Annotated in this window: 10 protein-coding genes; 2 read left to right on the top strand and 8 right to left on the bottom strand. The window is 42.8% G+C overall.

Annotated elements, in window-relative coordinates:
- Positions 1–93: 93 nt before the first annotated feature.
- The 5 genes from IEV61_RS17895 to IEV61_RS17875 all read right to left on the bottom strand — a co-directional run bounded on the left by IEV61_RS17895 (position 94) and on the right by IEV61_RS17875 (position 4,478).
- Positions 94–1,134: an LLM class flavin-dependent oxidoreductase gene (locus IEV61_RS17895; RefSeq protein ID WP_188418429.1), complete on the bottom strand. Its 1,041-nt coding sequence runs from the start codon at positions 1,132–1,134 to the stop codon at positions 94–96.
- Between the two features lie 136 nt (positions 1,135–1,270).
- Positions 1,271–1,996, bottom strand: a complete 726-nt coding sequence (locus IEV61_RS17890) for a hypothetical protein (RefSeq protein WP_188418428.1) — start codon at positions 1,994–1,996, stop codon at positions 1,271–1,273.
- Between the two features lie 233 nt (positions 1,997–2,229).
- Positions 2,230–2,955 carry a ribonuclease III gene (rnc, locus tag IEV61_RS17885; protein ID WP_188418427.1) on the bottom strand — a complete coding sequence of 242 codons (726 nt, stop codon included), beginning with the start codon at positions 2,953–2,955 and terminating at the stop codon, positions 2,230–2,232.
- A 12-nt stretch (positions 2,956–2,967) separates the two neighbouring features.
- On the bottom strand, positions 2,968–4,221 hold the full coding sequence (gene fabF / locus IEV61_RS17880) for a beta-ketoacyl-ACP synthase II (protein ID WP_188418426.1): 1,254 nt from the start codon (positions 4,219–4,221) through the stop codon (positions 2,968–2,970).
- Positions 4,222–4,241: 20 nt separating this feature from the next.
- Positions 4,242–4,478, bottom strand: coding sequence for an acyl carrier protein (locus IEV61_RS17875; RefSeq protein ID WP_188418425.1), 237 nt, complete (start codon positions 4,476–4,478; stop codon positions 4,242–4,244).
- A 155-nt stretch (positions 4,479–4,633) separates the two neighbouring features.
- Here IEV61_RS17875 and IEV61_RS17870 point away from each other — a divergent pair, with 155 nt between their 5' ends.
- Together IEV61_RS17870 and pyk are read left to right on the top strand one after the other, a co-directional pair.
- Positions 4,634–5,056 carry an IPExxxVDY family protein gene (locus IEV61_RS17870; protein WP_188418424.1) on the top strand — a complete coding sequence of 141 codons (423 nt, stop codon included), beginning with the start codon at positions 4,634–4,636 and terminating at the stop codon, positions 5,054–5,056.
- Positions 5,057–5,137: 81 nt separating this feature from the next.
- Positions 5,138–6,571, top strand: a complete 1,434-nt coding sequence (gene pyk / locus IEV61_RS17865; protein WP_188418423.1) for a pyruvate kinase — start codon at positions 5,138–5,140, stop codon at positions 6,569–6,571.
- Between the two features lie 130 nt (positions 6,572–6,701).
- On the opposite strand, the gene IEV61_RS17860 is transcribed toward pyk, so the two are convergent.
- The 3 genes from IEV61_RS17860 to IEV61_RS17850 all read right to left on the bottom strand — a co-directional run bounded on the left by IEV61_RS17860 (position 6,702) and on the right by IEV61_RS17850 (position 13,210).
- A complete protein-coding gene (locus IEV61_RS17860; protein WP_188418422.1) occupies positions 6,702–8,828 on the bottom strand; it encodes an LruC domain-containing protein in 2,127 nt (708 codons plus the stop codon).
- A gap of 101 nt (positions 8,829–8,929) precedes the next feature.
- Positions 8,930–11,053, bottom strand: coding sequence for an LruC domain-containing protein (locus IEV61_RS17855; protein ID WP_188418421.1), 2,124 nt, complete (start codon positions 11,051–11,053; stop codon positions 8,930–8,932).
- 453 nt (positions 11,054–11,506) lie between these two features.
- Positions 11,507–13,210: a M56 family metallopeptidase gene (locus IEV61_RS17850; protein WP_188418420.1), complete on the bottom strand. Its 1,704-nt coding sequence runs from the start codon at positions 13,208–13,210 to the stop codon at positions 11,507–11,509.
- Positions 13,211–13,213: the final 3 nt, after the last annotated feature.

Below are 13,213 nucleotides of genomic sequence, written 5' to 3'. Positions count from 1 at the left end.
GGTAACATTTAATATCCAACATGTTAACAGTTATCCACAATAAAAGCCGGCTCATAACCGAGCCGGCTTTGAATATGAAGTATTAAATTATAATTAAGCAACAGCATGGCTCTCGTTCAATATTTGCGGCTGCAATTCAAATTGTTGGGCTAATAAGCGGTAAGACTCCAGGCGGTCGTCAAAATCTTCGGCTATGGTTGCCAAAATAATTTCATCTACTTTATAGGTATTGGCCAGCCTGGTAATGATATCCTTCATTTGTTCGGGTGTGCCTGCTATTACGCGCCTGCGGTTATATTTAATGCGCTCCTGCTCAGGCAGCGTATAAGTAGTGTCCTTTATATCCTCGTAAGTTAAAGGTAAAATAGGCCCACCTTTTTCAAATTGCAAAAAGCGATAATCCATTACAGCCAGGTGTTGCCTAACTTTTTCTTCATCTTCAGAACAAAACGCAAATATGGCTACGTTAGCCTCGGGCTGCGATAATTCGGCCGAAGGTTGAAACCTGCTGCGGTACAGCTCTACGGCTTGTGAGCCGCCCGCCGGGTTAATAAAGTGAGCGAATGTAAAGCCCATGCCAAAGTGTGAGGCAAACAAGCTGCTTTGTCCGCTACTGCTCAACAACCACATGTTGGGTATGGTATCTACTTGCGGTATAGCCCTGATCTTGGCGGCCACCGGGCCGTTTTCGGCCGTGTCGTTAAAATAATTTTGGAGGTCGGCCAGTTGCTCCACAAAATCTTGCTCACGAAATTGGTTTGATGGGTTAAGTATGCTGGCGGTTAACCTGTCGGTACCGGGTGCACGGCCCATGCCTAAATCAATACGACCAGGAAACAAAGCTTCCAGCATTCTGAAATTTTCGGCAACTTTAAGTGTACTGTGGTTAGGCATCATGATACCTCCCGAACCTATACGCATACTTTGCGTTTGTCCGGCCAAATGGGCAATCAACACTTCGGGGGTAGAGCCGGCCAGGCTGCCGGTGTTATGGTGTTCAGATACCCAAAAGCGGGTATAACCTAATTTATCGGTTAGTTTAGCCAGTTCCACAGTTTCGGCCACTGCATGCGCGGCAGTTACGCCTTTACGCACCGGCGACTGATCAAGCACGCTTAAACGAATATTATTCATACCCTAGGCAGCGCAATAATTGGGCTATGATGGTGCGCTGGCAGTTGTTGAATTGAATTTATGGCGCAGCGTTTACAAAGCTGCCGATACATGACTCAAGACTGATGCTTGCTTATTTTCTGCCATATAATAAGAGCTATTTAATGCTATATTCTACCAGATTAACGTCTGAAAACTTTTGACCAAACACGCTATTGCTCGTTTCAATAATGCCTATACCTTTGGCAATGTACATGTCGTAAGTACTGTAAGTACCAAAGCCCCCCATATCGTACTGCACGTCTACCTGTGTATGAATTACATCGCTATAACTTTTTCCTGATACGGTATGACTAATGCCTTTTTCAATAATTTTGCCTAAAATACGGGCCAGAACACCATTCACTTGTCCATTATCGGTCATAGGTGCAGTCCAGGTTTCACCTACTGCTTTATTGGCATCAAGGTAAGTAAGTTCTACAGTAACACCGTCAATATAGGTAGAGGCCCTTACCTTGTAAACACCGTTATCTGCATTAAAATAACCTAAACTGGTACCCAAAGTTTTGGAGATTTGGCTCATTTCATAATAGGTTTTACCGTTGATGCTGGCCGCTTTACCTGTTAGGGTTTGCGTTTGCTCATCGGTAATGCTCCCTGTGGTTACATATTTCCAGTATGAGCCGCTATTGAATGGTTGGTAGCCTGTATTATTAGTTCCCGGTGTAGTAGTACCTCCACCGGTACCCGTTCCGCTCCCGGTTCCTGCCCCGGTAATAGGTTTACTCCAAACCACGGGTGTTATAGAGGCCTCTTTCTCACAAGCTGAAGAAAGGAGGACTAATAATCCTATGAACAAATAATGAAGTAAAGGTTGTTTCATGCGATAAAAATTTGGCCCTCTGCAGACTGTTTTCTCTGCCCATCAAAAACACCCACATTTCTAAAAACATTCTACGTGTTTAATTAAAAGCTATTAAAGGGCTTAGCTCTTTAAAGATACAGAAACAGATTCTATATTTAAGGCTATTATCGGGGCAGAATGCTCTAACAAATATCTGATAATGAAAAATAATCTAGGGTTTACGAGCTATAGTAAACTTCCTTAAACCTGAATTAAATCCCCAGCGCTTCGCAAGCTTTTTCGGCGGCCAGTTTTTCGGCGTTTTTCTTGCTGAATTCTTTGCCTAAACCCATAATATCGCCGTCGATGTTTACTTGTATGGTAAAAAGCTTGCTGCTTTCACCATCCTGGTTTTGGGCCAGTTCAAACAATACATCTTTGCCGTGGCGCTGGCACCACTCTATAAGCTTGCTCTTGAAATTGGTTTCGGTTTGTTCGAGGGTATGTATATCAATGTGTGATTTGATAATACGGTTAATGAGGAAACCTTTGGTAAAATCGTACCCTTTGTCGAGGTATACGGCACCTATCAGCGCCTCAAAAGCATCGCCCAGTAACGAACCCTGGCGGGTTGAGTTTACCATGCGGTTATCGTACTGTATTAAGCCGTCTAACCCCAGTTTGCGGCCAAGTTGGTTAAGGTTGTTCCGGTTCACCATTTTAGAACGGAGTTCGGTTAAAAAACCTTCATCCTCATACGGGTACATTTTAAAGAGCACCTCGGCAACTACGCTGCCTAAAACAGCATCGCCCAAGAACTCTAAACGCTCGTTACTATTTTTAACACCCTTTTTTATGGCTTGCGCAACAGACTTGTGCCTAAACGCTAACCGGTATAAAGACAAATTGCCCGGCACGAAGCCGAGCAAATTCTTTAATGTTTTTACGTATTTACGGTGAGGCGATAAATAAAGCTTATATAACCGGCTGATAGGCATTAAAAACGAATTTTATTCTTCGTATTTTTTGAATATTACAGACGCGTTATGGCCACCAAAGCCAAAACCATTGCTTTGTGCCGCTCTAACCACACGTTTCTGAGCTTTGTTAAACGTAAAGTTTATACGCGGATCAAAAGATGGATCGTCGGTAAAGTGGTTAATGGTAGGTGGAACAATATCGTTTTGCACTGCTAAAATAGCAGCAATAGCTTCAACCGCACCAGCTGCACCAAGCAAATGCCCGGTCATTGATTTGGTAGAGCTAATATTGATACGATATAACTCGTCGCCGTAAGCCTGTTGTATAGCTTTCACCTCCTGCGGATCGCCAATTGGTGTAGATGTACCGTGAACGTTCACGTAATCAATATCCGATGGCTGCATGTTAGCATCTTCTAAAGCTGCTTTCATTACCAGGGCTGCACCTAAACCTTCGGGATGCGGAGCCGTCATGTGGTAAGCATCGGCACTCATGCCGCCGCCCATCATTTCGGCATAAATTTTTGCACCACGTGCTTTGGCGTGCTCCAGTTCTTCCAGTATAATGGTACCTGCGCCCTCGCCAGCCACAAAGCCGTCGCGGTCAAGGTCAAACGGCCGCGAAGCCGTTGCCGGGTCATCATTACGAGTGCTTAGGGCATGCATGGCGTTAAAACCACCAATACCAGCCTCGTTAATAATGGCTTCAGAACCACCGCTGATGAACATGTTAGCCCTGCCTAAACGAATATAGGTAAAGGCATCAATTAATGAGTTATTGGATGAAGCACAAGCCGATACCGTAGTAAAGTTTGGTCCTCTTAAACCATATTTAATTGAGATATGGCCCGGGGCTATATCTGCAATCATTTTTGGAATAAAGAAAGGGTTAAAGCGTGGCGTACCATCACCTTTGGCAAAGTTTACTACTTCATCCAAAAATGTTTTTAAGCCTCCAATACCCGAACCCCAAATCACACCAATACGGCTGGTATCCAGTTTATCAAAATCTAATCCTGCATCTTTAACCGCCTCTTCTGTAGAATATAAAGCATATTGTACAAAAGGATCGAGCTTGCGGGCATCTTTGCGTCCCAGAAAAGCATCGGCATCAAAATTTTTAACCTCACACGCAAACTTTGTTTTAAAGTGCGTGGTGTCAAAACTTTTAATAAAGGCAGCACCACTCACCCCATTTAGTAACGCGTTCCAGTACTCTGAAACGGTATTACCAATAGGAGTAAGTGCACCAAGCCCGGTTACTACTACTCGTTTAAACTCCATCTATTATTGCTGAGGGAGTCCTACTTAACGTTTTTTTCCAGGTAATCAATAGCTTGACCAACTGTACCGATAGTTTCGGCCTGATCGTCAGGAATAGCTACGTTAAATTCCTTTTCAAACTCCATGATCAATTCCACGGTGTCTAAAGAGTCTGCACCCAAATCGTTGGTGAAACTTGCTTCAGGTGTAACTTCACTTTCGTCAACACCTAATTTTTCCACGATGATTGCTTTTACTCTTGAAGCGATATCAGACATAATAATCTATGTTAAATGATTAAATAAAAATTCTGTGCAAAGAAAAATAAATTTAGTTAAATATCAAATCTAAAATCCATGCATTTGGTACAACAAAATTTTACCACTACGGTTTCTCTTTTGTATTTTTACCAGCTCAAATATATGTATTCATTTTGACCAAAAAGGTTTTAAAATTTGAGATAGATCTGGACTTTGTACTGATCGCGATCAACACCCCCTTAAAAGACTACCGGGTTTGTCACTTTATTAATAAGTATCTCAACTTTAATTTCAAGAAAATACCAGACTTAGCCGTAGATATTTTTCAGTTAATTACCGAGCCGGCCTTCTTTTCTATCTACCATTATCAGTGGGAAACCACCGAAACCGATTTCTATTTTATTGCCAACAAGGGCTCTGAAGGCCTTTTAATACCCGAAATGCGCGAGGTAGACTACTTTTTTATGATCAAGAATTTTATTGATGATACCGACCTGAATAACATCATAAGCGCCCTCAACAGAATACCCGAAATAATGGCCGCCGTAAAGATTGAACCTAAAAAGATAAAATCACGCGAAAATCTTTTATTTTAGCGGAAATTTTAAAAGTGTATTCTTTACACACTTAATTACTTTAAACTTAGTTAACATACCACGACCAGATAAAACCAACATATGAAATTATCTTATAACAGAACTAAAATTGTGGCTACCATGGGCCCTGCATCTGCTAAAAAAGATGTATTACTGGCTATGGTGAAGGCCGGCGTTAATGTTTGCCGCCTTAATTTTTCGCACGGCAGGCCCGAAGATCATCAGAAAACTATTGATCTGATCCGCGAAATTAACGAGCAGTACAAAACCAACATCGCCATACTGGCCGATTTGCAAGGACCAAAAATCCGCATTGGTTTAGTAAAAGATGGTGGCATTCATTTGGTGAATGGCAAACACATCAACATTACTACCCATGAAGCTATTGGTGATGAAAACAACATTTACATCACTTACGATACCTTCCCTCAGGATGTGCAAGCCAATGAGATTATTTTGTTGGATGATGGTAAATTACAATTAAAGGTAATTGAGACTAACCGTAAGGATACAGTACTATGCGAAATTATCCACGGTGGTATATTAACCTCCCGTAAAGGCGTTAACCTGCCTAATACCAAGGTATCTATCCCCAGCTTAACCGAAGAAGATTTAACCAACCTGCAGTTTGCTTTGCAAAATGATGTAGAGTGGATAGGTTTATCGTTCGTTCGTACCGGCGAAGACATTGTAGAATTAAAACGCATTATTGCACGCAGCGGTAAAGCATCGCGCGTTATTGCCAAGGTTGAAAAACCTGAGGCTATTGATAATATTGATGCTATTATTGAAGCTACCGACGGTGTGATGGTAGCCCGTGGTGACCTGGGTGTTGAAATGCCTTTAGAAGAAGTACCATTACTGCAAAAAATGATTGCCCGTAAATGCCGTGCCGCTTCTAAACCGGTTATTGTAGCTACGCAGATGCTTGAAAGCATGATTACTACCCCCCGCCCAACCCGTGCAGAGGTGAACGACGTAGCTAACTCAGTATTAGACGGTGCCGATGCTGTGATGCTGAGCGGTGAAACTTCGGTAGGTGAGTTTCCGCTGATCGTTATTGAAACGATGGCAAAAATTGTGCGTAACGTAGAAGAACGTGGCTATCCGTTTAACGCCCCTAAAGACACTACCGACCCATTACATCCAAACTACTTAAGTAATGCGGTATGCGAGTCGGCAGTACACTTAGCGCAGCACACCAATGCAGTGGGTATCGTATCTATGACCGGTACAGGTTACACAGCTTTCGAAATTTCAAGTCATCGCCCTCAGGCCAACACTTATATCTTTACACCAAACAGGCAATTGCTTAACGCATTAAGCCTGGTTTGGGGTGTACGTGCTTTCTTCTACGATGAGTTAGAAAGCACCGACAAAACCATTAATGATGTAAACAACATCCTTATTGGTGAGAGCATGATAGAACGTGGCGATGTGGTAATCAATACCGCTTCTATACCTATTATTGCTAAAGGCAAAACCAATATGCTTAAGGTTACGGTTATTGAATAACCATCCATTTATAAAACACAAAAGCCGCTTGATAATTAAGCGGCTTTTGTGTTTTTAAAGTTGATACAATTACCTTTTATTTCAAAAAACCTCAAAAATGTAGGTTATAAGTACATTCTTAAATTGAATTTTACTTGTTATAAATTTTGGAAGCATCACGGTATCCGCTGCCAGTGTTGCTATACCAATCGGTAAAGTTTACACCGCCCGATGAAGCCCATTCGCCAAAACGCAGGTAAGCACTGTTAATTGGCTGCAACTCGAACGGATGACTGTAAGCACCGCTGAAGCTGATAGCCCATGGCCAGTTCTCTTTAGATACATAGTATTTGCCGCTTGCTTCTACCGAGGCATCATCATCGGTACCGAATAACGATTTGGTAACCTTATCGGTTGGTGCAAAGCCCGGCAGGTGAATTTCATAGCCGCGGCGCATATCGCTGATTAGGAATGGATTGAAGGCAGACACTTGCAGAGATGAAGCGGCAACCGGCGAAGTAAAGCTGATGTTTACCGTAGCCACACTGCTGGTTACTTTATCTTTAGTAGCTAAGGTATTAATAAAGTAAGCACCGTCAGGATTTTTAACCAATGCTTCATGGTTATCAAATGGTACAATTACCGCTTTGGTTTGACCAGCCTCTACACCATTAGCAGCTAAACTAATATAGTTGCTTATAGCTCTTTGACCGCTTACCGATTTTACCGCCGAAGCATTTACCGGCAGTTGTACGCCAAAACCGTTGTGGAACGATGCACCCGATGCAGCCACACTATATTCACCCTTCAAATCAACCACCTGGTTACTGGCATTGTTGGTAAAGGTATAACGGTAGCTAACCACTAAGTCATTCAAATCGTAATCGCCTTTTTTAGGCCAGTTATCTTCAAAAGCAATATTGGCATAAGTGCTTGATGATGGGTAATAAGTAATATAAGCACGTGTAGGATCGTTAGGGAAAGCATCCTGTACATCCTGAACGCCATCGCCATCGGTATCGCCGCCTTTATCAACTGCAGGCACACCATCCTGAGAAATAGCATCATTTACAGAAGTTGTGGTATAAAACACTAAATCGTTAAAGTCATCATCTGCTGCGTAACCGTTAACGTTAGTAGCAGGTGTTTGACGGTTACAATCTTCAAAACCTGTAATAAACGCGTTATGTACATCATCATATAACGTTACGGTATGTTTCCTTAATGACGGCGACAACAATTCTGGGTTAAAGCCCGCATCAGTAGAGAACTTTTGGCCGCCTGTGGCAACACCGCTACCGGTCCAGGCATCTTGCATTAATACAAAAGCAATTGAAGTACCTGCTGCAAAATTACCTATCTTAACTTTATCGCCAGCTTTCAAACCACCACCCGATCCGTAAGCCGAGGCATTAGGAAACACGTAAGTAATTTTATCAATGCCTCCGGCTAAAGTACCTACTACGTTAAATACCGGTGGAAAACCTGTTTTGTAAGTATAGTAAGCGAGTGTACTTTGGTATTGCGCACCTTCAGACACAAAAGTCACATACACATCGGTAGCTTTGGTTACATTAATGGTTGATGTTGCTGTGCTGGCTAAGTATGCCGGGTGTGTATCTTGCACCTTACTACCTTCAGGCAACGATGCATTAATATAAGACAGTAAAGATGCATCAATTACATCAGCAGCACTTTCTAAATATACCGGCCTGCCTAAATTTTTAGGATAGGTAGCTGTATTTATAAAAGCATTACTTGAAGAGTAACTGGTTGGATAGCTATAATCGGTCAAAACCAAACCGTTAGTTTTTGTGGACGATGCCGCTTTTGATGCTACCATGTTAATTTGATCGGCAACAATATCGCCGCTGTAACCATCTTTACCACCCAATGTGGCTGTTATGGTGTTACTTGCTGTAATTTTAGCCTGCGCATTACGAATAACACCCACGTAAGCTGGGTCAATTACCAGTTGTGATACTGAAGTAGGCACTGTAACCGTACCTTGCAACACACCGCTGCTTGTGGTAAGGCCCCTGAAAATGGTTTGCCCCGTAGGCAAGTTCACGTTAACCACCACGCCGGCAATGGGCTGGTCGTTGTTAGTTTTAAGGCTTAAATTCAGCGTTACGTTTTTTGTTGTGCTGAAGGTAAAGCCATCGGGGGCAATTTTGTTACCCGGAACCACCTCGGTGGTTGGCTGGTTGTTGTCTTTCTTGCAGGCAGAAAGTGCTACCACTGCTGCTAAAAGCGCATAAGTAAAATTTGATTTCATAAAAATTAATTAATTGATTAAAAAAGTATAGCTCGTTTTTATTGAGTTAAAGCTTAGGGGGTATTAAGTATTACGACGCCGTGCACTACGCCATTTTATATTTATTTATTGTATATGTAGATTGGATTTCTGTAGCTTGAGGCAATGTTGCTGTACCAATCGGCATAAGTACCGCCATTAGAAAAAGCCCAAGTATTATATTGCTTGTAGGCTTTATCAATACTTGTTTTTTCGGTAGGATAACTAAAGCTGCTGTTGAAAATAAGAGCAAAGGGCTTGTTTTCTACCGAAACATAATATTTGTTCCTGGCAGGCACGGTGGCATCATCTGCTGTGTCAAACAACTTAATATCGGCCTTATTGGTGGGTTTGTAACCCATTAAGTGCACTTCACGTCCACGTTCTAAATTGGCAATAAGGAACGGGTTAAATGAAGATACCGCCAGGCTGGCCATCGTAACCGGACTATTGAAGGCTATTGTTAAAGATGCCGTTTGCGAAGCCATTTTGGACTGCGTATTCATGGTATTAATGAGCGTAGCACTCCCTGCTCCTGGCATCATAGCGGCATAATTATCAAATGGAATAATAACCGCTTTAGCCTGACCCGCCTCAACACCGTTAGCCGCCATCGTAATATAGTTACTCATAAAGCTTTGCCCCGTAACCGATTTTATTACCGATGCAGGTACGGGCAATTCTACTCCAAAACCATGTTTGTAACCGGTACCGGCAGCTAGTACAGTATAATAGGCTTTGAGGTTTACTACCTGATTTTGTGCATTAACCTCATAGGCATATTTATAGCTTACCACCAAATCGTTCATGTCATAATCGCCCATACTTGGCCAGTGATCTTCAAAGGCAATGGTACCGGTTGCAGTTGCTGATGGATAATAGGTTACAAAAGCTCTCGTTCCATCATTAGGGAACATATCTTGCGCATCCTGCACGCCATCACCGTCGGTATCGCCACCTCTGTCTATGGTTGCTACATTAGTGGTCGATATGGCGTCTGCTACCGAAGAAGTGGTGTAAAATACCAGATCGTTAAAATCATTATCGGTAGTTGTTAGCGAACGGTCAATATCCTCAAAACTGGAAATGAACTTTTTATGTACATCATCATACAATAAAACAGCCTGCTTCTTCTTACTTGCGTTCATGTTATCGCCAGAATAAAATTTTGTTTTGCCCGATGTAGTTACACCACTGCCATTCCAGCCGTTTTGGATGAGTACAAATCCTATACTGGTTCCTGCCGAAAAGTTACCGATCTTAACCCGGTCGCCGGTTTTTAAACCACCTGCCGATCCCACTGCCGAAGCATTGGGAAATACGTAAGTTATGTTCCCTATGCCACCCAGCACAGGCAGCAAGCTTTCGCCCACCAATGGCGGATCGTTAGTTGGGTAAGTATAGTAAGCAAGCGTATTCATATTACTGGCTCCTTCTGATACAAAAGTTACATACACATCTGTTTTTGCGGTAACGGTTAACGTTGAAGCAGCAGTACTTGCAAAATAAGCAGGGTGCGTAGTAGTTAATGGTTGATTTTCGGGTAATGACGCGTTGATATATGAAAGCAAAGAAGCATCGAGTACATCTGACGTAGCATCAAGATACACGGGCCGACCAAGTGCCTTTGGATACGTAGCGGTATTTACAAAACTGTTGGAAGCTGTATAACCCGTTGGATAAGCATAGCTGGTTGCCAAAAGCGCATTGGTTTGATGCGACGATGAAGCAACCGACTGTGGCACAACGCTTTCAGCAACTACATCCCCACCGTAACCGTTTACACCACCTATAATGGCATTTACGGTATTACTTGTTGATATGGAAGCCAAAGCATTACGCATTAACCCAATATAAGCGGGGTCTATTACTACCTGGTCTATTGACCCGGCAAGGGTTAGCTTGCCTTTCAACATGCCATTCTTGTCGGTTACACCCTTAAATACGGCTTCGCCTGCGGCATTGGGCAAATAAACACTTACCACTACGCCGGCCAGCGGCGCATCGTTGTTAGCACGCAGTACAATGTTGAGTTGCACATCGCGTGTGGTGTTGTAGTTGAACCCTGGTACAAACGGTGCCGCGGGTACATCAATTACTTTAGCTACCTCTTCAGGTACCGGCGTGTCTTGTGTTAAAACCTCTTTTTTGCAGGCCGACACAATCACAACACCGACCATCAGAAGACTGGTGACATTCTTTTTCATACAAATCAATAGTTTAAATTACTTAGGGCAACCATTATGGGCAGTGCATAGCAATCCTTACTGCATCTTAGGGGCGATGCATCAGGATCAAACCAGAAAAAATCCGGATTTTAAATACACTACTTTTAACAGTTGGTTAATTAATGCCGGCCGGCTTTTATTTTAACCATGTAGATTTATACGGTAATAATTTTCACCAGGTTACAATATTTATAAAATTATTTGCGTTTAAAGCTATCTAATTACCAATAACTATAGGTATAATTATTTATAATATAAAAGTTAATAATTTGACATTAATTTAAAACAAATTGAAATAAAGCACGTGAGGTCACTTATGCAAGTTTAAACACCTATTTACGGCGCTAAATTTTCCTAATATGAAATACACTTTTTAGCCTAAACAAAAAAAGCCGGCAATGGCCGGCTTAACTTTATGTGAAGGTTTAAGAACTATTTCTTGGTTGCAATTACAACAACATCTTTATCGTATAACTTACCGAAGATGCTGCGTGTTGGGTTGTTTTTAAAAACAGATATACTTTCTATCTTAACTGGGTTAAGCCCGGCAAGCGCTTTTTCGCGTGGCACCTCTTTACCATCTACCAGGAACACCACGTTAGCGGTAACCAGCTTATTGTCTTTACCGGCCAGCACCAATACATTATTTTTAGGTGCGGCCTGATCTGAACTATCAGGAGTGAACTTGAAATTGCTCACGCTTTTCAAAACTAAACGACGTGGTTGCACTGTAACCGTGCTGTCGGTACGGTTACCATCGGGCGTAAATACAATAGGCAAAGTATACCGCACAGCAACCCGTTTCCCGTTTTGTTCACCCGGAATCCATTTGGGTGAAAGTGCCATCACCCGCAATGCTTCATTACCAAGCATAGCAGGAGGATTGGACAGCGTTTTCATATCGCTCAAAGAGCCATCGCGCTCTACAACAAAGGTTACATTTACACGGCCTTTAACGTTCTTATCCAAAGCATCTGCGGGGTAGCGCAGGTTTTTAGCAATAAAACTGTAAAACGTTTCTGTACCACCCGGAAACTGCGGCAACTTTTCAACAGTGTTAAATGCTTCGTTGTGTGTATTGTCGGCCAGGCTATCTGCTTTGGGCAATGCCTCCGGGCCGGCAGCGCGTGGTGCATCGTTCACAATAAGATCGGTATTGATATTGAACCGGGGCTGCGCCCCCATAATTACTTCAGGCTGTTTCGGCTGCACCTTTTTTGGGGATGGTTCAAGTATTACGTCCGCAATTTCCGGGGCTTTTATGGCAAACATTTGCTCGGCCTCCTTTCGGATGCCTTTTACCACCTGGCTGTTGTTGATGGTGGCTGAAGACAAGGCCAGCATCAAAGCAAACAACGGTGCCGAAAAGCCGTACTTAAACAGCGCGCTGTAATGCGATTTGTTTTTCTGCATCATCTGCAGGCGTTTTTTTAAAATACTGCCACCCCAAAACGGGTTAAGCAAATGATGCACTGGTGCATCAAAGGTTTGGCTCAGCAGCAACATGGCATAATCGGTTTTGCTGGCGCCTGCTTTCAGGGCGTCCCTATCGGCAATAAACTCGTGTATGTGCTTAACAGCACGGCGGTAAAAATATACCACCGGGTTAAACCAGTTCAGGATCATGATCACCTCTATTAGCAATACATCGGCCGAGTGCCATTGGCGCGCATGCACTTCCTCATGTGCCACAATTGCCTCATAGTTTTGAAGCTGAGCATCAACATTAATTTTTTTGAAGAACGACCAGGCAGAGGTTACCGGCAACTTATTGCGTAATACCCTGCTCAATGTAAACAGCTGCCAAATGAGTTTAACCGATAATACCACAATACCTGCTGCGTAAATGCCGCCAACTACCTCCCCCATGGTTAAGTGTTGCGGCTGCACGGCTTTAATATGGTAAACCATAACGGGCGCTGCGTTATAAATGGTTTGCTGCACCTTTTGGGTAATAAACCACTGTTTTACCCAATCGAGCTGAATAAGGGGAATTAAAAATGACATTACCGCCGAACCTACCAGGTAAATGCGGTTGAGCTGAAAAAACGTTTCGCGCTGTAAAAGCAACACGTAAAACCCGAAAAACAATATCAGGTATAGGTTACTCAGCAATAAGTAATGCCACCAGGTCATAAA

The organism is Mucilaginibacter galii (genome assembly GCF_014635825.1).
In the GTDB taxonomy this organism is placed as follows: domain Bacteria; phylum Bacteroidota; class Bacteroidia; order Sphingobacteriales; family Sphingobacteriaceae; genus Mucilaginibacter; species Mucilaginibacter galii.
The sequence above is the reverse complement of the archived record's forward strand: the minus strand, read 5'-3'. Positions and strand labels throughout refer to the sequence as shown.